General features: G+C 62.9%; 18 protein-coding genes and 1 pseudogene. 12 read left to right on the plus strand and 7 right to left on the minus strand.

Translation table 11 applies throughout. The annotated features are described in order from the left end of the window. The first annotated feature begins 37 nt into the window (after positions 1–37). Complete coding sequence (locus THECO_RS06255; protein WP_015254210.1) at positions 38–262, plus strand: helix-turn-helix domain-containing protein; 225 nt, start codon at positions 38–40, stop codon at positions 260–262. Between the two features lie 166 nt (positions 263–428). Here THECO_RS06255 and THECO_RS06260 read toward each other — a convergent pair whose 3' ends face one another. From THECO_RS06260 to THECO_RS06270, 3 genes are all read right to left on the minus strand, one after another. After that, on the minus strand, positions 429–674 hold the full coding sequence (locus tag THECO_RS06260) for a hypothetical protein (RefSeq protein ID WP_015254211.1): 246 nt from the start codon (positions 672–674) through the stop codon (positions 429–431). A gap of 144 nt (positions 675–818) precedes the next feature. Then, on the minus strand, positions 819–1,340 hold the full coding sequence (locus THECO_RS06265) for a hypothetical protein (protein WP_015254212.1): 522 nt from the start codon (positions 1,338–1,340) through the stop codon (positions 819–821). A 100-nt stretch (positions 1,341–1,440) separates the two neighbouring features. Next, entirely contained in the window at positions 1,441–2,301 is an 861-nt protein-coding gene (locus THECO_RS06270; protein ID WP_015254213.1) for an SDR family oxidoreductase, read from the minus strand. 164 nt (positions 2,302–2,465) lie between these two features. On the opposite strand from THECO_RS06270, the gene THECO_RS06275 reads away from it, so the two are divergent. After that, positions 2,466–3,140 (plus strand): tetratricopeptide repeat protein, encoded by a 675-nt coding sequence (locus tag THECO_RS06275; RefSeq protein WP_015254214.1) that lies wholly within the window; start codon positions 2,466–2,468, stop codon positions 3,138–3,140. Between the two features lie 78 nt (positions 3,141–3,218). After that, positions 3,219–4,793 carry an SWIM zinc finger family protein gene (locus THECO_RS06280; protein WP_015254215.1) on the plus strand — a complete coding sequence of 525 codons (1,575 nt, stop codon included), beginning with the start codon at positions 3,219–3,221 and terminating at the stop codon, positions 4,791–4,793. A 78-nt stretch (positions 4,794–4,871) separates the two neighbouring features. Here the strand turns inward: THECO_RS06280 and THECO_RS22695 are convergent, their stop codons facing one another. Next, complete coding sequence (locus THECO_RS22695; RefSeq protein ID WP_408646078.1) at positions 4,872–5,249, minus strand: YfbR-like 5'-deoxynucleotidase; 378 nt, start codon at positions 5,247–5,249, stop codon at positions 4,872–4,874. Positions 5,250–5,348: 99 nt separating this feature from the next. Next, positions 5,349–5,732 (minus strand): annotated as a pseudogene (yfbR, locus tag THECO_RS22235) (5'-deoxynucleotidase); the annotation flags it as partial. 826 nt (positions 5,733–6,558) lie between these two features. Between yfbR and THECO_RS06295 the strand changes: the two are divergent. The 4 genes from THECO_RS06295 (at position 6,559) to THECO_RS06310 (ending at position 11,782) form a co-directional block, all read left to right on the plus strand. Beyond that, entirely contained in the window at positions 6,559–8,106 is a 1,548-nt protein-coding gene (locus tag THECO_RS06295; protein WP_015254217.1) for a fumarate hydratase, read from the plus strand. A 92-nt stretch (positions 8,107–8,198) separates the two neighbouring features. Then, complete coding sequence (locus THECO_RS06300; protein WP_041854241.1) at positions 8,199–9,146, plus strand: bile acid:sodium symporter family protein; 948 nt, start codon at positions 8,199–8,201, stop codon at positions 9,144–9,146. Positions 9,147–9,165: 19 nt separating this feature from the next. After that, entirely contained in the window at positions 9,166–10,998 is a 1,833-nt protein-coding gene (gene pnpS / locus THECO_RS06305; protein WP_015254219.1) for a two-component system histidine kinase PnpS, read from the plus strand. Positions 10,999–11,065: 67 nt separating this feature from the next. Next, a complete protein-coding gene (locus THECO_RS06310) occupies positions 11,066–11,782 on the plus strand; it encodes a response regulator transcription factor (protein WP_015254220.1) in 717 nt (238 codons plus the stop codon). Between the two features lie 15 nt (positions 11,783–11,797). On the opposite strand, the gene THECO_RS06315 is transcribed toward THECO_RS06310, so the two are convergent. Then, the gene (locus THECO_RS06315; RefSeq protein WP_015254221.1) at positions 11,798–12,667 is read right to left on the minus strand and encodes a helix-turn-helix domain-containing protein; all 870 of its coding nucleotides are present in this window, start codon (positions 12,665–12,667) and stop codon (positions 11,798–11,800) included. A gap of 213 nt (positions 12,668–12,880) precedes the next feature. On the opposite strand from THECO_RS06315, the gene THECO_RS06320 reads away from it, so the two are divergent. From THECO_RS06320 to THECO_RS06340, 5 genes are all read left to right on the plus strand, one after another. Further along, entirely contained in the window at positions 12,881–13,441 is a 561-nt protein-coding gene (locus tag THECO_RS06320; RefSeq protein WP_015254222.1) for an NfeD family protein, read from the plus strand. A 3-nt stretch (positions 13,442–13,444) separates the two neighbouring features. Continuing rightward, the gene (locus tag THECO_RS06325) at positions 13,445–14,923 is read left to right on the plus strand and encodes a flotillin family protein (RefSeq protein WP_015254223.1); all 1,479 of its coding nucleotides are present in this window, start codon (positions 13,445–13,447) and stop codon (positions 14,921–14,923) included. Positions 14,924–15,138: 215 nt separating this feature from the next. Further along, positions 15,139–16,089, plus strand: coding sequence for a nucleoside hydrolase (locus THECO_RS06330; protein ID WP_015254224.1), 951 nt, complete (start codon positions 15,139–15,141; stop codon positions 16,087–16,089). A gap of 45 nt (positions 16,090–16,134) precedes the next feature. Beyond that, complete coding sequence (locus THECO_RS06335; RefSeq protein WP_015254225.1) at positions 16,135–17,100, plus strand: hypothetical protein; 966 nt, start codon at positions 16,135–16,137, stop codon at positions 17,098–17,100. Between the two features lie 75 nt (positions 17,101–17,175). Next, entirely contained in the window at positions 17,176–17,439 is a 264-nt protein-coding gene (locus THECO_RS06340) for an NHLP leader peptide family RiPP precursor (RefSeq protein WP_015254226.1), read from the plus strand. Here THECO_RS06340 and THECO_RS06345 read toward each other — a convergent pair whose 3' ends face one another. After that, positions 17,440–19,317: an ATP-binding protein gene (locus THECO_RS06345; protein ID WP_015254227.1), complete on the minus strand. Its 1,878-nt coding sequence runs from the start codon at positions 19,315–19,317 to the stop codon at positions 17,440–17,442. It abuts the gene before it with no gap. Positions 19,318–19,490: the final 173 nt, after the last annotated feature.

Consider the following 19,490-nt stretch of genomic DNA (forward strand, 5'->3'; position numbering starts at 1 on the left):
TTAAACCATCACATTACAGGCAAGGAGGGGTGACAACTTGAAGGGCAGCGAGCACAAAAACAAATTTCTTTTGACGCATCGCGAGCGGGAAGTATTCGAACTCCTTGTTCAGGACAAGACGACGCGCGACATAGCACAACAGCTGTTCATCAGCGAAAAGACTGTGCGGAATCATATATCGAATGTCATGCAGAAGCTCAACGTCCAAGGCCGTTCTCAAGCGGTTGTGGAGCTGATCAAGCTCGGGGAGCTCAAAATATAGCGCATCTGATACAAGGAACCTTCTGTTCGCTCCTTCACGGAGTGGAAGGAGGTTTTTTATTGCGTCTTGCAGTCGTTCGGGACAAGCGCCCGAAAGACAGCGAAGCGCCCCGAACCTTGCGGTCCGGGGCGCTGCTTTTGCCGGGGCCTTTAACGGCGTTCGGCCGTTACAGGCGGGATGTGCGAAGAATGATGACGAGCAGAATGAAGAGAACGAGAATGGTGCCGGTATCCGGGTAGCGCTTCTTCGGTACGCAATGGTGATGATGATCGGTTCCGGCCATGCCGTACATTCCCGGATGAACGGACGCGTAAGGATGGTGTCCGATCGCGCCCGCCGCACCGGCTCCGATGTGAACGTCCGCGCCGAATCCCGCAGCTCCCGCTGCGCCCAAATTGCCATAATCCGCCATGTCCCATACACTCCTTCACTGATTTTTGGAATTTGGTGAATTGCACATTGACAATGTATGCGCAGGGGACATCCGCGGGATGGCAATCCGCCTACCGCAAGCAAAAATAGGTCCTTGCCCCGCCCGCCGCATGCGTCTGGTGCGTCAGGTGTTGATTTTGAAATGAAACTCGGGATGTTTGTAAACAAGCGCGAAATGGGGATCGGAACCGAGCACGCTGTCCAGATCTTCCGGCGTGAACAGGAAGTAATCGTTATAAAGCGGGTAACCGGCCCCGTAGTAGTAGCAGAGCCATACCAGCTTCGAACAGTAGATGGATGACCACGGATCTTCCAGCGGTATCGCTGGCGAGAATGAGAACGGCGGCACGATGATGCCTTTCGCGTAGTTGGCCTGGCAAGCCTGATGGTACGTGATGGCATACTGCGCACTGCCCGCGGCCAGCCAGTCCGGAATCGGCCGGTAGTGCGCGTGTTTCGGATGCTGCATGAAAAATTCCGCTGCCGGAGCGCGACGCACGTAAGGAAACGTCACGACCGCCTCGACGATTTCGTCCGGGCCGACGGCGATGGCGCTGTGGCCGAGGAAACCCGTCGGCACGGCCAGCATATTGTCGCAAGCCGTCAGCACATCGCCCGGCCTCAGGACGCGGTGTGCAAAGTTCATTCGGATCACCACCCACACCACTATATGCGGCATGGGCGGATGTCGTACTTTTTTTCGTCACAAAACGGATGCATCCGCACGGAAGCGGACGTGCCGGCCGTCAACCGTTCACGATCTTACCGCCGTTCAGATGGAGCGTCTGGCCGGTCATGTACGTCGAATCGCCGCTGGCGAGAAAGACGTAGGCGGCAGCCAGTTCGGACGGTTGACCGGGCCGCTTCATCGGCGTGTCGGTGCCGAATGTCGCCGTGTCTTCCGCCGCGAAGGTGGACGGAATGAGCGGCGTCCAGATCGGCCCGGGCGCGACGGCGTTCACGCGAATGCCCTGCGCTGCAAGATTTTTGGCCAGCGCGCGGGTGAACGCGACGACGGCGCCCTTCGAAGCGGAATAGTCGATCAGCGTTGGGCTTCCTACATAGGCGGTGACCGATGCGGTGTTGATGATCGCCGCGCCTTCTTTCAGATGCGGCAAGGCCGCCTTCGTCAGGTGGAACATGCCGAACACGTTCGTGCGGAAGGTCCGCTCAAGCTGCCCGGCGGTAATGTCCGTGAGGGCAGGCTGCGGATGCTGCTCGGCCGCGTTGTTAACGACGATGTCCAGCCGGCCGAACGTCTGCACGATCCGGTCGATCGCCTGCTTGCAGAACGCCTCGTCGCCGATATCGCCGGCGATCAGCAGACAGCGTCTGCCGAGCTCTTCGATGCGGCGCTTCACATTGTCCGCATCCTGCTGCTCGTTCAGGTAGATGATCGCCACATCGGCGCCTTCCTTCGCGAAGGCGACGGCCGCGGCGTGGCCGATGCCGCTGTCTCCGCCGGTGATGACGGCGGCTTTGCCGGTCAGTTTGCCCGCCGGCTTGTAGAGCGGCGACTCGATCTCCGGATGGGGCTGCATGGCGGTCTCCGTGCCGGGCTGCCGCGTCTGGTGCTGCGGCGGGAAGATCTGCGTCGTGCCGGCCATTTCATTCGCCTCCTTGCATGCTGTCGGAATCGGCGGAAAGTTCCGCCGCATGCTTAGGTTGGGATAAACGGCAGGCCGTCATGCATCGCGCCGCTTGCCTTGGCTGCCGGTGGGCCGAATGGTAAGATAGTGCCGTAACCGGATTCGGGAAGAGGGGATCGTGCGTGTTCGGTAAATTTGCGATTTTCAGCTTGCTCTGGATTTTGCTTGGCAACCCGGTTGCCGCCATCGTCGTGCTGATCATCATCCTTTACATATTGGACCGCAGATTCGTCGGCCTGTCCCCGAGCGTGGTGAAACCGTTCAGGCGGGCGCGGCGGATCCGTCAGCTGAAGCAGCAGCTCTCGCTCAACCCGAACGACATGTCCGCGCGGATGGAGCTTGCGCATCTGCTCATCGAGCGCAAAGCATACGGCGAAGTGAGGCGGCTGCTCGAGCCGGCGGCGGAGACGATGGCGCATTCGGCCGAATATTGGGACGATCTCGGCACGGCGCTGCTGTTCACCGGCAGCCGGGCGGAAGGCGAGAGCGCGATCCGGCGGGCGCTTGACATCAATCCGCGGGTGAAATACGGTCAGCCGTACCTGCGGCTCGCCGCGGTGAACCGCGATCAGCCGGAGAAAGCGCTGAAGCTGCTCGACGAACTGCAGGCGATCCACTCCTCTTCCTGCGAAGCCTATTACCGGATGGGCATGATCTACAAGGCTCTCGGCCGCAGGGAAGAAGCGCGGCGGGCGCTGGACGAGGCGGCCGCCCTCTATCGCACGCTTCCCCGCTACAAGCGCCGGGAAGAGCGGCCGTGGGCGATCCGGAGCCGGCTGGCGCGGCTGTTCGCATGACCGGGCAGGCCGGCTGGCGCGGCGCAGCGGATCGGGCGGTGCGACCGCGGACGGCATCATCCGGAGAGGAGACAAGCAATGACTCGGCTGGCAGATGAACGATCGGAACAGCTGATGCGGGCGCTGGCCGGCGGCATGCCGCTTGACCGTGTGGCGGAAGGGCATGCCCTGTACCGCGGCGGGCGCGTCCTGGTCATGGAAGTCGTCATGAACACCGTGTACGGCGCGGTGAACGACGGGACGGTGTATGCCGTCACGCTCGATGCGGACGATATGGCGTACAGCACGTGCACCTGTCCGGAGGATGCGGCTTGCGTTCATATGGCGGCGCTTTTCTTTCGCTACTGCGAATCGGCGGGCGGGGATGCGGATGCGGTGCTGCGGATGATGACGGAGGGCGCCCGCGGGGACGCGGACGGCGGGGCGGGCGCCGTGTCCGGCGGGACGGACGGCCCGGAGGCGTGGGCGGAATGGTTCGCCGGACGGTTCGGGGCCGTCTGGCAGCAATGCCGCCATTCGCTCCACCCGCTTCAGCCGGTGCTGCTGGAGGCGAAGGGAAAGGCCCGGGATTGGCCGCGTGAGATGCGGCGCCTCCATTGGCTTCAGACCGTGCTGCTCGTGCTGGAGCAGGCCGAGCACGCCTACGCCGTGACGGACCCGTCGAACCGCTACTATTACGAAATGTCGTTTTCCCGCTCGGTCGAGCCGTGGGTTCAGCATTGGCTGGAGCTGCTGCACGAGACGGAACCCGTCCCGGCGAACGATGCGGAGGAACGATGGCTGCGCGCCATCGCGCTCCGGCTGCGAAATGCCGCGCTTGACGAGACATTTAAACTGCTGCGCTGGGATGAGCTGTATGTCGCGTGGTGGGACCGCTTCGCCGGCTGGCCGGATGCCGTTCGCGAAGAGCGCGAAGTGATCGGACGGCTGGCGGATCAGGTTGCCGATGCGGACACGACTGCGCATTCATCTTCACCGCGCGCGTCCGCCGTCCTGACCGCCCTGGCCTTCTTCCGCTGCAAGGCGGGCGACCATGTCGGCGCAATCGACGCGATGAGGCGGACGCCGTTCGAGCGCACGTCGACCTTCGTCCTGCGGTTCGCCGAGCGCTGCCTTGCGGAAGGCGATTTCGCCGCGCTGGAACGATGGATGCGGTTCCTGCAGGAGCAGCTTCGCTTGACCCGTGTCGCGGCGGTGCTGAAGCCGTATCTGAAACTGTGCCGTTCGGCAGACGAGCGGCAGCCGGACAATCCGCTGTGGATCCGGATGATGCGGGAGTGGCTGCCCGTATCGTACGGCGAGCTGTCGGCGCATTATCTGTCGCGCGGGCGCATGCGGGAGTGGACCGATCTGCAGCTTGCCATGGGCATCCGGCCGGAGGATCTCGATCCCGGCCATCTCCGCGTTCTGGCGAAGGAGGCGCCGGAACTGCTGCTGCCGCTGTTCCACCGGGCGGTGGACGAGTCGGTACGCACCCGCGGCAGGCAGGGCTACCGCGCGGCAGTCCGGCATCTCAAGCGGCTGGAGAAGCTGTACCGCGCGGCCGGCCGGGAGGAACGCTGGCGGATGTTCATCCGGGAATTCCGCATCCGCCACGCCCGGCTCCGGGCGCTGCAGGAAGAGCTGCGGTACGCCAATCTGAGCGATGATTGAGGAAGCGGCCGGCCCCGAGGCGCCAGGCAGGCGCTGCGGGGCCGAATTTCATGCATTTCAACGGATGCGGGGGGCGCCTCACGTCTCGCCGGACAGCTCGTCCAGCGTCTTGCTGAAGCTTGGCGCGAAGCGCTCGAGGAACCATTCCGCCTCGGGCAGCGCCAGCCGGTCGAGCGAAGCTTTGATCTGGCGGAAGGCGACCGCGAATTCCCGGTTGCCGGAGGCCAGCTCGACCGTGCATTTCAGATAGGCGTCCAGGAGATCGGCGGCTTTCAAATATTTGCGGAGTTCCACGTCGGTATCGTCGATGTTTCTTATGACGGATCCGTTCCGGTCGCCGACCCGCATGTCGACGCCGGGCTGGGAATCTTCGCTATTTCGAGACTGGCTGCTGATCCGCATGTCGTCACAGGGTTGTGTATCTTCGCTGTTTCGCGATTGGCTGCCGTTTCGCATTTCGTCACCGGGTTGCGAATCGTCGCTGTTCCCATTGCCGGCTTCGTTCCGGTCGACGTCCCGTGCTGCATTTTCTCCGCCGCTTGCATCCGCTCCGGACTCGCTCCGTTGCCACGTCTTGCCCGTCAGGAGCGGCGCGTACGCTTCCCTGAGCGGCTCGGGCACCATGGCGGCGAGCCGTTCCGCGGCCAGCGCCTCGATCTCGCGGAAGCTGTCCAGCATCCGCGGATTGTGATGCTTGACCGGCGTCGGAATGTCGCCCGTGAACACTTCGGTCGCATCGTGGAACAGCGCCATCGCCGCCGCGCGGTCCGCGTTCAGCCGCCTGCCGAAGACGCGGTTGCCGATCTCGCACAGCAGATGCGTCAGCAGCGCGACATGATAGGAATGTTCCGCGACGTTCTCGCGCGTCGTGTTGCGCATGAGGCTCCAGCGCTCGATATGGCGCAGACGGTACAGGTACGCCAGAAAATGACTCTCCACTTCCGCCGACTCCCTTTCTCATCCCCGAGTTCGAACTATCGGATGGTGCTGCGAATTGCGACCGGTTGCGGGTTGGCGCTGGTCGTCCGGCGGCGCAGATGAACGGCATTCTGTGCCGTTAATGGCGGTCTCGCGGGTGCCGGCGAGGCCAATTACGGCATTTCGTGCCGTTACAGGCTCGTTGGAGCCACCCGCCATGGTCGACTGCGCGAATTAACGGCATTCTGTGCCGTTAATGGTGGTCTCGCGGGTGCCGGCGAGGCCAATTACGGCATTTCGTGCCGTTACAGGCTCGTTGGAGCCACCCGCCGTGTTCGACTGCGCGAATTAACGGCATTCTGTGCCGTTAATGGCGGTCTCGCGGGTGCCGGCGAGGCCAATTACGGCATTTCGTGCCGTTACAGGCTCGTTGGAGCCGCCCGCCATGGTCGACTGCGCGAATTAACGGCATTCTGTGCCGTTAATGGTGGTCTCGTACGCGCCGGCGAGGCCAATAACGGCATTTCGTGCCGTTACAGGCTCGTTGGAGCCGCCCGCCATGGTCGACTGTCCGAAAGTGATCGCCAACGAAACCACGTTCCGTTAATGTCGTTCCCGCAAGCGGTTAAATGCCGCTAACGGCCCCCGTTCCGTTACAAACAAAGCGAAGCTGTCCAATCCGCCCGACCGCCCTCACCGCGAATTCGCAGCTCATCATCAACTTCCTCTATTCTACCATACTTCGTTCCTGGGCTGATGCAGGTCTGTGCACCCGGACTTCACTCCCATGCGCGCAAATGTGGTATGATAAGAAGGAGAGCATAGATCAGAGAGGAGCCGGCTGTACATGATCGAACAATTTGAAGAGAGCATATACCGGCTGATCGTCGAGACGTCGACCAATCTGCCGGGCGACGTGCGCCGGGCGATCAAGGCGGCGCAGGAAGCGGAGGACCGCGCGACGCGGGCGGGGCTGTCGCTCAGCACGATCGCGTCCAACATCCAGATGGCGGAGTGCAACGTGTCGCCGATCTGCCAGGACACCGGCATGCCGACGTTCGTCCTGCACGTGCCGGTCGGCGCGAACCAGATCGTCATGAAGGAGAAGATCCGCAGCGCGATCGCGCGCGCGACGAAGGACGGCAAGCTGCGCACGAACTCCGTCGATTCGCTGACTGGCGCCAATTCGGGGGACAACCTTGGCCCGGGGACGCCGGTCATCCATTTCGAGCAATGGGAACGGGACGAGATCGAAGTCCGGCTCATCCTGAAAGGCGGCGGCTGCGAGAACAAGAACATCCAGTACAGCCTGCCCACCGAGCTGGAAGGGCTGGGCAAGGCCGGCCGCGACCTGGACGGCATCCGCAAATGCATTCTGCACGCCGTCTATCAGGCGCAAGGGCAAGGGTGCAGCGCCGGATTCATCGGCGTCGGCATCGGCGGTGACCGGACGACCGGCTACGAGCTGGCGAAGCAGCAGCTGTTCCGCCGCGTCGACGACGTGAACCCGGTTCCGGAGCTGCGGCAGCTTGAAGAATATATCATGGACGCCGCGAACAAGCTCGGCATCGGCACGATGGGCTTCGGCGGCAACGTGACGCTGCTCGGCTGCAAGATCGGCGCCATCAACCGGCTGCCGGCGAGCTTCTTCGTCTCCGTCGCCTATAACTGCTGGGCGTTCCGCCGCCAGGGCGTGCTGCTCGACGGCGGGTCGGGCGAAATCAAGGAATGGCTGTATCCGCGGGGTGACGAAGTGTCGATGGACGAAGAGCCGGCAGCGGCGGCCGCGCAGCCTGCGGAGACGGAACAGCGCCGCGAAGTGCGGCTGAAGACGCCGCTGACGGAGGAGCAGGTGCGGAGCCTGCGCGTCGGCGACATCGTCATCCTCGACGGCGAAATCCATACCGGCCGAGATGCGCTGCACAAATATCTGGTCGACCACGATTCGCCGGTTGATCTGAACGGCGCGGTCATCTACCACTGCGGTCCGGTCATGCTGAAGGACGAGCAGGGCGAATGGCATGTCAAGGCCGCTGGTCCGACGACGAGCGCGCGCGAGGAGCTGTATCAGGGCGACATCATCAAGAAGTTCGGCGTCCGCGCCGTCATCGGCAAGGGCGGCATGGGCAAGAAGACGCTGGCGGCGCTCAAGGAGCACGGGGCCGTCTATCTGAACGCGATCGGCGGTGCGGCGCAGTATTATGCCGAGTGCATCAAGCGCGTCAACGGCGTACATTTCCTCGAGTTCGGCATTCCGGAGGCCATGTGGCATCTGGAGGCGGAAGGATTCGCCGCGATCGTCACGATGGACGCCCATGGCAACAGCCTGCACGCCGATGTCGAGCACGATTCGCTCGCGAAGCTTGAACAGTTCAAAGAACCGGTCTTCAAGTAACCAAAGAAGGCAACCGGACGCAAGAAAGCGTGATTCCCACGAGAACCTTTACATCATTCGCATCCGCATTCAACCGGTGGTATGACCGCCGGATGTCGCTGCTGACCCCGGGAGCGCTGTTCCTGGGGTTCTTGTGCTCAGACGCGCTGCTCGGCTGCGTGCCGCTCGTGCCCTGGCTGTTCGCGTACATCACGTTCGCGATGGGCCTGGGCATCCGCGCGCAAGAGGTGAAGCTGGCGTTCACCCGGCCTCTGCCGATGCTGGCGGCGCTCGCCGCGGCCCACGTCCTCATGCCGCTTGCGGCATGGGGAACAGGGACAGCGCTGTTCGGCGCGGAGTCGCCGTATGTCGTCGGTTTCGTGCTGCTCATGCTCATTCCGCTCGGGATCTCGTCGCTCATGTGGGTCGGCGTGTCGGGCGGCCTGCCGGCGGTGATCACCGCGCTCGTCACCGTCAGCTCGCTGCTCAGTCCGCTCATCGTGCCGCTCGGCCTCGACCTGATGTTCGGCGCCGCGATCGAGATGGACACGCGCGGCATCATGCTGGACCTGCTGCTCATCGTTGTCCTGCCGACGGCGGCGGGCATCGCGCTGAACGAGGTGTCGCGGGGCAGGGCGGCCGCCGTCCTGCAGCCCGCCGCAGGCTTCCTCTCGAAGCTGGCGTTCCTTGCGGTCATTGTCCTGAACGCGGCGGCGATCGGACCGCATGTCCATGCGCTCGGCGGCGCCATTCCCGCGCTTCTGCCGGCGGTCGTCTTGCTCGTCGCGATCGGCTACGCCGCGGGATACGCCGCCGCGCTTCCGTGGCGTTCCGCGGAGCTGACGACGACGCTGGCGTTTGGCTGCGGCATCCGCAATGTGTCGCTCGGCATCGTCATCGGCCTCGGCTATTTCCGTCCGGAGGCCGCCGTGCCGGTCGTGCTGTCCATTCTCATCCAGCAGCCGGGGGCCGCCCTGTTCCGGAGCCTTCTGCGGAAAATATACGAGCGGTGGGCTGGCCGAAAGGCGTCCGGCGGGGTTACGATAGAGCGGAGAGGCTGAACCGCGGAGGGGGAAGAGGATGAACAGTTTCCGCTCGCGGCTTGCGGCGGTGATGATCGGCCTGGTCGGACTGGCGGTGACGACCGCGGGGCTCTACATGGCCGTCACGTTCGAACGGAGCCATTATGACGCCATGCGGGACAATCTGGTCCGCGAGATCGGACTGATCGAGGATGCCGTCGACTGGCAACCGGCGGACGGTACGGACGCTTACGCCCATTTCACGGAGCGGGCGCGGCATTACCGGTCGATCACCGGCGCCCGCGTCACGTTCATCGCCGGCGACGGCACGGTGCTCGGCGATTCGGATCACGATCCGACGGCAATGGAGAACCATCTGAACCGGCCGGAGGTGGTCGAAGCGCAGCGAAAAGGTGTCGGACACGATGTCCGGCGCAGCGATACGACGCATCACAACATGATGTATGTCGCCGTGAAGCGGGAGGCGGGGGATGCGGACGGCTTCATCCGTCTCGCGCTCGATGTCAGCGAAATCGAGCATGGCATCCGCCGGCTCTGGTTCGGGCTCATCACCGGCCTGCTGCTGCTCCTCGCGGTCGCGGCGGCGGCGAGCTGGCGGATCGCCCGCGGCATGACGAAGCCGCTGGAAGCGGTCACCCGCGCGGCGCAGCGCATCCGCAACATGGATTACAAGGCCAGGGTCGAGGTGGACCCGCGCGGTGAGATCGGCGAACTCGGGCGCGCGGTGAACGCGATGGCCGAAAGCCTGCAGCGGCAGATGGTGCGCATCCGGCAGAAGGAGAGCCAGCTCGAGAGCGTGCTCGACAACATGACGAGCGGCATCGTCATGATCAATCGCGCCGGCGTCATCCTGCTGCTCAACCGGATGGCCGAGGAGCTGCTCGGCATGCCGGCTCACGAGCTGCTTGGGCGCCAATATACGGAAGCCCGGCAGCAGTACGAACTGGTGCGACTGATCGGGGATGCGCTGGAACGGCGGGAACATCTCCGCGACGAGCTGACGTTCTACTACCCCGAAGAGCGGCAGATCGAGATCAATCTCGTGCCGATCGAGGGCCGGGACGATTCCGGCGGGCTGCTGCTCGTGCTGCAGGACGTGACCGCCATCCGGCGGCTCGAGCGGATGCGGAGCGAATTCGTCGCCAATGTCTCGCACGAACTGAAGACGCCGATCGCCGCGGTGAAAGGTTTCGCCGAAACGCTGCTCGGCGGCGCCGGCGGCGATCCGGAGACGCAGCGCGCGTTTCTCCAGATCATCCATGACGAGAGCGACCGGCTGAACCGGCTCGTGAACGACATCCTCGAACTGTCGAAGATCGAGTCGCGGCGCGCGCCGCTCCTGTTCTCGCCGGTCGAGCTCGGGCCGTTCATCGGGAAGACGGTCGAGCTGCTCGCGAAGGAAGCGGAGCGGAAGAACATCCGGATCGAGACGGAGGTCGGGGACGAACTGTACGTCGAGGCGGATGAGGACCGTCTGCGCCAGATCGTCGTGAATGTGCTGTCGAATGCGATCAATTACACGCCCGAAGGCGGCCGCGTTCGGATCCAGGTTGAACCGGTCGCATCCGGAGACGGGCAGATCGCGGAGGAAGATGACTACGATGCGATCCGCATCCGCATCTCCGACAACGGCATCGGCATCCCGAAGAAAGATTTGCCGCGCATCTTCGAGCGGTTCTACCGGGTGGACAAGGCGCGCTCCCGCAGTTCGGGCGGCACCGGACTCGGCCTGTCCATCGTGAAGCATCTCGTCGAGCTTCACCGGGGGTCGATTGCCGTCGAGAGCACGGTCGGCGTCGGCACGACGTTCACGATCGAACTGCCGGTGCTGCAGGAAAGTGCAGGCGACGCGGGACTCTTTTTACAATAGCTTAACACTTCGCCGGACAGGTCATGGTATAGTAGAGTTGATGATCCCACTCATTCGGGGGTTGCCCATGGCAGAACGCATTCTGGTCATCGAGGACGAGCCGACGCTGGCGCGTCTCCTGTCGTACAATCTGATGCAGGAAGGATACGAGACGACGGTCGAGGGCCACGGCAGCGACGGGCTGCAGGCCGCGCTGCGGCAGTCGTTCGACCTCATTCTGCTGGACATCATGCTGCCCGGCATGAACGGCTTCGAAATTCTGACGAAGCTCAGACAGCACGGCGTCCGCACGCCGGTCATCATTCTGACGGCGCGCAATGCGGAGGATGAAGTGGTGCAGGGATTGCGGCACGGGGCGGACGACTACATGACGAAGCCGTTCGGCGTCGCGGAGCTGCTGGCGCGCGTCGCGGCGGTGCTGCGCCGGTCGCGCAGCGGCGAGGCGGCGCCGGCCGCGGAAGAGAACGTCATCCGGGTGGGGGACCTTGCCATCTATCCGGACAAGTACGAGGTGACCGCGGGCGGCGAGCCGGTAGCGCTGAGACCCAAGGAGTTCGAGGTGCTGCTCTATCTCGTGCAGCGTCCGGGCGTCGTCGTGACGCGGGACGATCTGATGAACGTCGTCTGGGGGTTCGACTATATCGGCGGGCAGCGGACGGTCGATGTGCACGTCAGCTCCCTGCGCAAAAAGCTGGAGCTGAGCCCCCAGTCGGTGCAGATCGAATCGATCCGCGGCGTCGGCTACAAGCTCGTGCTGCCCCGGAGGGAGGGGGTAAAACACTGACCATCCACCTCCCTTTCACTTCCGGCTCCAGGACAGCATCCGCTTCTGGTACGCTTTCGGCGAGCAGTCGTTGTATTTCTTGAACATTTTGTAGAAATGCGCCATGTTCGGAATGCCGATCATTTCCCCGATTTCCGATATGCTGCGGTCTTCCGTCAGGAGAATCCGCTCCGCCCACTTGATCTTCCGGAAATTGACGTATTCCGTGAAGGAAAGCCCCACCGTCTTCTTGAAAAATTTCACGAAATAATAGTAGCTCATGTTGGCGAGCTTGCAGACGCGGTCCACCTGGATGCGGCCGGTCAGATTCGCTTCAACGTAATCGAAAACCGGCTTGAGCCGCTGCAGGTCGAAGCTGTCGAGCTCCTCGAGCATGCGGCGGTTGTCGTTGCGCAGCAAGAGCAGCAGGATGCGTTTCAGCAGAATGTTCACGGCCAGTTCATAGCCGATCGACTTGGCGGCGGCCTCGTCGAAGATGCGCGTGACGCATTCGGCAATTTCGGCGCGCACTTCGGGCTGTTCCCGGAAAATATAGTTCAGCCGGCTGAGCGGATGCTGCGTCTCGTTGAAATAGCGGAGGTAGGGCATCGTGCTCGGGTCGAAAAATTTGTCCAGGTCAAACTGCAGGACATAATAGTCCAGTTCCCGCGTCACGGCCCGGTCGCAGTGGAGCTGGTTCGAGCCGATCAGGACGATGCCGCCGGGGCCGATATGGTGCTGCTCGTCTTCGATCAGCACGTGCAGCTCGCCGCCGACCACCAGCAGCAGTTCGACTTCCCGATGATAATGCCAGCTGATAAAAACGTCGTCGTAACGCTGCGGGCGAAAAATTTTGAGCGACAACAGCGGATTTTCGTATTCGACTTTCTCCTTGTAGGCCTCCACGCATTTTCACCGGCTTTCACAAAATCGCATAATTTTGCAAACGTTTTTACTTTCGGTCAGCTCTATTCTATCGGGAGTTGAGACCAAAAATCAATAGTACTGTCAGGCGGCTGCATTTTGCAGACAAACCTTAACATTCGTTGGAACTTTAGGGAGTAATGTTCGTATATTCTATTGGAATCACGGAATCGGCGAAGCAGGGGAGGGGTGTGAATGGAAACGCTGTTCTGGGCATGTCTGATCGGCGGTATCGTCTATTCCGTCGTCACCATCGTGTTCGGCGATATTTTGGGCGATGCGCTGGACGGATTGCTGGACTTCCTGCCCGACGGGCTGGACTGGCTCCACCCGATGACGGTCGTCGGCGGAATCACCGTGTTCGGCGGCGCCGGGCTCATGCTCGGCCATTATACGGACCTTGCCGTGTGGGGGGTTGTCGCCTTCGCGCTGCTGGCCGCCGTCGTCATCGGAGCGGGCGTCTATTTCTTCTATGTCCGGCCGATGCGGGCGACGGAAAGTTCCACGGGCTACTCGATGGAGGAAATGCCGGGCAAGCTGGCCGAAGTGCTCGTTCCGATTCCCGCCGACGGCTACGGGGAGGTGATGCTCCGGATGGGAGCGGCCGGGGTGACGAACCGGATGGCCGCGAGCTTCGACGGCGTGCCGGTGGAGGCCGGCGCACAGGTCGTCGTCGTCGAGGTGCGGGACGGCACGCTGTACGTCTCCAGGCTGGATTCCGATTTTTCAAGCAATATTCTGGATGAGAGGAGATAGTCTATGATCGAATGGATTCCGATTATTGTTATCGTCGTACTGGTCTTGCTTGGCCTGGCGTTCTGGGCGCGCTACAAGACGGTCGGTCCCGATGAAGCGATGATCGTCACCGGCTCGTTCCTCGGCAACCGCAATACGGTGATTGACGAAAGCGGCCGCAAGATCAAGATCGTCCGCGGAGGCGGCGCGTTCATCCTGCCGATCTTCCAGAAGGCGGAATTCATCTCCCTGCTGTCGCACAAGCTGGACGTGTCGACGCCGGAAGTGTACACCGAGCAAGGGGTTCCGGTGCTCGCCGACGGCGTGGCGATCATCAAGATCGGCGGTTCGATCGAAGATATCTCGACCGCTGCCGAGCAGTTCATGGGCAAGCCGATCGAAGCGCTGAAGGGCGAGGCGCAGGAAGTGCTGGAAGGCCATCTGCGCGCCATCCTCGGCTCGATGACGGTCGAGGAAGTGTACCGGAACCGCGACAAGTTCGCCCAGGAAGTGCAGGGCGTGGCGGCGAAGGACCTGAAGAAAATGGGGCTGCAGATCGTCTCGTTCACGATCAAGGACGTGCGCGACAAGCATGGTTACCTCGAAGCGCTCGGTAAGCCGCGCATTGCGATGGTGAAGCGGGACGCCGAGATCGCGGAGGCGGAAGCGATCCGCGACGCGCGCATCCAGAAGGCGCGGGCCGAAGAAGAGGGCATGAAGGCGGAACTGCTGCGCGACACGAACATCGCCGAGGCGACGAAGGAGAAGGAACTGAAGGTCGCCGCGTTCAAGAAAGAGCAGGACATGGCGCGGGCGGAAGCCGACCAGGCGTATGCCATCCAGGAAGCGCGCGCGAAGCAGAGCGTCGTCGAAGAGCAGATGAAAGTCGAGCTGGTGCGCAAGGAGCGCGAGATCGATCTCGAAGAGAAGGAGATTCTGCGCCGCGAGAAGCAGTATGACGCGGAAGTGAAGAAGAAGGCGGACGCCGACCGGTACGCGATCGAACAGGCGGCGGAAGCGGAGAAGGCAAGACGCATCCGCGAGGCCGAAGCGATGCAATTCCGCATCGAAGCGGAAGCAAAGGCGCAAGCGGAGCAGAAGCGGCTCGCCGGCCTCGCCGAGGCGGAAGCCGAGCGCGCCCGCGGCTCCGCGGAAGCCGAAGTCATCCGGCTGCGCGGTCTCGCCGAAGCGGAGGCGAAGGAGAAGCTGGCCGAAGCGTTCGAGAAATTCGGCGAAGCGGCCGTGCTGGACATCATCGTCAAGATGCTGCCGGAGCTGGCGTCGAAGGTGGCGGAGCCGATCCGGAGCATCGACAAGCTGACCGTCGTCGACACCGGCCACGGCGAAGGCGCCGCGCGCGTCAGCAACTACGTCACGTCGCTCATGGCGACGGCACCGCAGATGCTCAAGGACGTCTCGGGCATCGACGTCGAAGGGCTGATCAAAGGGCTGACGAACCGGCTCGGCTCGGGTTCGAATCCGGGCGGCAGATCGGAAGGATAACCCGGAAGGGCGTCTGACGCAACAGAGCTTAATGGAATCGGTCAACAGCAAGCCCCCGTGTGAAGCGCCGGCGAGCGCCGGGGGCTTGCATTTTTTTGCTGGCGGATCAAACCGGTGCATGGCAAGTCCGGGCGATGTTCGCTATGATGAAAGTGTAGCGATGCGGGTTCCGCGCTGTTTGGCGGTGAAGTTCTTATTGATCGGAGGAATGCGGCATGACGACCCGGTATCCCGGCCTGACCGATTCGTTCCGCCTCGAGCGGCTGCACCATCCCGGCGGAAAAGTGCGGATGGTGCTCGACACCGACACGTACAACGAGATTGACGACCAATTCGCCGTCATCTTCGCGCTCGGATCGCCGGAGCGGCTGAAGATCGAAGCGCTGTGCGCCGCGCCGTTCCACAACGAACGGTCGGACGGACCCGAAGACGGCATGGTGAAGAGTTATGAGGAATTGCAGCGCATTGTGAGAATTGCGGGCGCGGCCGGCCGGATTCCGATTTATGAAGGGTCGCGCGGCTGGATGGCCGGGCCGGACCGGCCGGTCGAGAGCGAAGCGGCGCGGCGCATCGTCGAGCTGGCGCTCGCATCGCCGGACGACGACCCGCTCTACGTCGTCGCGATCGGCGCCATTACGAATGTGGCGTCCGCCATCCTGATGGAGCCGCGGATCATCGGCAAGATCGTCGTCGTCTGGCTCGGCGGGCATGCGCCGTGGTGGGATCATACCCGCGAGTTCAACATGATCCAGGACGTTCACGCCTCGCGCGTCGTCCTGGACTGCGGCGTGCCGCTCGTGCTTGTGCCCTGCATGGGCGTCGCGTCGCACCTCCTGACGACGAAGGCGGAGATCGATCTGCATCTCGGAGAATGCGGCGCGATCGGCAGGTATCTGGCGGAGACGTACGCGGCCTGCAGCGATGACCATTACGCGTATTCGCGCGTCATCTGGGACATCTCGACGATCGGCTGGCTGCTGGATGAGCGCAGCGTGCCGTGCCGCATCGTGCACAGCCCGATCCTGAACGAGGGCGGCACCTACAGCTTCGATCAGGGCAGACATTTGATCAAGATGGCGCAGCATGTGCGGCGGGACGCCGTTTTCCGCAGTCTGTTCGACCGGGTGCGGAAGCTTGCGGGGCAGGCAAAAGGTCAATCAGAGTGATTCTGATTGGCCTTTTTTTCCCGATTATGCGGAGAGGGGATCTAGATGGAATACATCGACCGTTATCGCGGCGAACTGTTGGAGGTGTTCGTGGAGGCGGAAGCGGAGGCCGGGCGGTTCCCGGACGAGCTCGGCCGGCTCGGGCGGGAGCTCATCGGCGCTTGCCATCCGCTGAAGACGGGCGGGAAAGCGAGCGTCATCGCGTACCTGCTGCCGTATTGGATGGACGACATCACCGGCCTGGGCCGCCGCGTCTGCCGCGACCTGGCCGTCGGCAGCCTCTTCGCGATGCTCCACTACTCGATCGTCGACGACCTGATGGACGGGCCGGAGGCGGCGCCGGCCGACCCGAGGCGGCTGCTGGCGCTCGGCCAGCTGTTCCACGCAGCGTTCCAGGCGCGCTATGCGCGCCATGCCGCGGCCGATCCGGAGCGGCTGTGGGCGTTGTACGCCCGATACGCCGCGGAATGGGCGGCCGCGGTCGGCGGCGAGCCGGAGCGCCGCGCGGACCCGCTCGACGTCCGGCAGCTGGCCCGCAAGTCGGCGCCGGTGAAGCTCGGCGCGGCGGCGATGCTGTTGGCTGCCGGGATGGACGAGCGGCTGCCGGCGGTCGAAGAGGCGCTCGACCTCGCGCTGGCGGTGCTGCAGCTGTCCGATGACTGGCAGGACTGGGCCGAAGATCTGGCCGCTCCCGACGGTAACGCCTTCCTGACGATCGTCCGCGACGCGCTGGGGCCGGACGATGCCGAAGCCGGTGAGCCGCGCCCGTTCACGGAGCGGGACGTCAAGGCGGCCGTCTTCCGCCGCGGCGCCCTGGCCCGCCTGTCCCGCATCGCGGACGCGTACGCCGGCCGCATCGATGAGCGGGCGGCGCCGCCCATGTTGATCCTCTTCGCCCGGACGCTCGCGGACGGCATCCGCCGGGGCGCGGAAGAAGCGGAGGCGGAAGTGTCGCGGCTGATTGCCGGCCATGGATTTTCCAAATTAATTTCGGATCTATCAAAAACCTAGATTACTAGAAACAATTTACATGGTATAATCAGGAAGTAGCTCGTCTTTAATCCATGGTGAAAGGGTGTGTGCGCGATGTCGACGACGATGACAGAACGCATCGATGCGGATCAGCTCCGGGAAGACATCATCCGCAAAGCCTGGGACGACGAATCGTTCAGGCAGCGGCTGCTGGCCGAACCGAAGCAGACGATCCGCGACGCGTTCGGTATCGAATTTCCGGAAGGACACGAACTGCTGGTGGTGGAGGAGACCCCGACCCGGCACGTGCTTACGATTCCGCCGCGGCCGGAGGATGTCTCCGCCATCGTCGCCAGGCCGGCCGGGTACTGGTGGTGATCATTCCGGATGGACGGCCGGGAACCGGAGCGTGACTTCGGTTCCTTTTCCGATTTTGCTGTCGAACGAGATGGTGCCGTTCATCGCCTCGATGATGCGGAACGTCATCATGAGGCCAAGGCCGGTTCCTTTCGTCTTGGTCGAGAAATAAGGCGTCCCCAGCTTTGCGATCTGCTCCTCATCCATGCCGCTTCCGTTGTCGCGGATCCGGATGACCGCCTGTCCGTCCTGCCTGTACGCCCGGATCACGATCTCGCCTCCGCTCTCCATCGCCTCGATGCCGTTCTTGATGAAATTGATGATGGCCTGTTTGAACCGGGAAGCATTGCCTTCGATCCTGATCCCGTCCTGCACGTCGAATCGGAGCGTGACGCCGTTCAGCGAGGCATGCGGCGACATGATGGCGTAAATTTTGTCCAGTTCGTCGGCGATGTCGAGCACGGCGAATTCGTCCATCTCCGGCTTCGCGAAGGTGAGGAAATCCGTAATGATGGAGGAGGCGCGGTCCAGTTCCTCGATCGCCATGTCGTAATATTTCCGGTTCGACAGTTCCCGTTCCGCAAGCAGCTTCAGGAAACCGCGCGTCACCTGAAGCGGATTCCGGACTTCATGGGCGACGGACGCGGCGAGGTCGCTGATGATTTTCAGCTTCTCCGCGCGCTGCAGCCTGCGGTTGTAGTCTTCGCGTTCCTTCGTGTAGGCGATCACGGCGGCGTGGTCGCGGGCGATTTTCGCGGACAGAATGACGATCAGCGCGACGAGCAGCACGAGGGTGCCGAATTTCCACAAGATCGGATCATAAGGCTCGTCCCTGAAATAGTACATCGCCAGATCGGCGGCCGCCGACGTTGTCAGGACGAAGATGCCGCCGGACAGGACGGCGCCGTGCCAGTTGCCGCGGATGGTGACGGCCACGGCCAGCACGGCGGTGATCACGAACGCGGCCAGCATCAGCATGCCGAGGATCGTGGTCGTGACCAGATCGTATCCCGATGCGAACCGTTCGGGCATCCAGACGTACAGACCGACCATCAGGAAGCACAGCCCGGCATAGCCTCCCATTACCTGCCGAAGCCGGGTGTAGAACGGATATAGGCCCATGAAGACGGTGTCGGCAAAATACATGAACGCTGGAGCCGCAGCGAACAGCACCATATCGTACGCCAACGGCAGCCACGCGATTCGCGGTTCGAACAGTATGTAGGGGAGAGGAGAATAGGTGAAGACGAGCGTTCCGGCGGACAGGGCGATAATCGAGAGGGACAGCCAGAACGCGCGCACGCTGCGCGTCAGAAATCCGGTGCAGGCCAGCATGATGACGCCGAGCATGAGCATGCCGCCGCCGAGCACCAAATCCGGCATCTCCCGACGGATAAAGGCGGCGGTGAGCGACTGGAATTCGCCGATCCGGATGGCGGAGTAGACGCCGGCTCGCTCCTCCGTCGTGCCGATCCGGATGAGCAGCGTCACGGCATCCGTGTCGGCCGGGAGCGGCAGGAACAGTTTACTCACGTCGAACCGGACCGAGCGGGTCGACTCGTGCAGAAGCATACCGTCCGCATAGACGGACAGGTTCCGGCCGTACAACCGGTTTACCAGCAGCGCCGGTTGACGATAAGATGCGGTAGGCGGGAGTTGGACCCGAACCCAGACGCCCGACGCATCCGCCGGCATCCGCGTCAACTGTCCGGCAGACGAGGCCGCCCAGGCCGACGCCTCCTCCAGCGGCCGGTCGCGGTTTACGCCGTCGGCGCGGATCCACTGAATCTCCCAATGCCGGATCAGCTGCTCCCCCCTGCCGTCCGCCGCCTCCGCATGATGAGCATTGGAGAGTGTAAAAAGAACAATGAACAACAACCAGTACCGTAACGCGCGCAAGAAGACATCCCCTGTCTCGATCTGAAGTGTGCCCGATGGTGTCGATTACGAATGCATCCACTCCTGAACCGTCAGCAAGATGAAAATCTGGCATGATATTCTATAATGTACCATCGTTTCGCCATCCATAAAAATACTCCCGTGAGCCGGCCGGACCGGACTGCAGGGAGCGA

The organism is Thermobacillus composti KWC4, assembly GCF_000227705.2.
Classification (GTDB): Bacteria; Bacillota; Bacilli; order Paenibacillales; family Paenibacillaceae; genus Thermobacillus; species Thermobacillus xylanilyticus.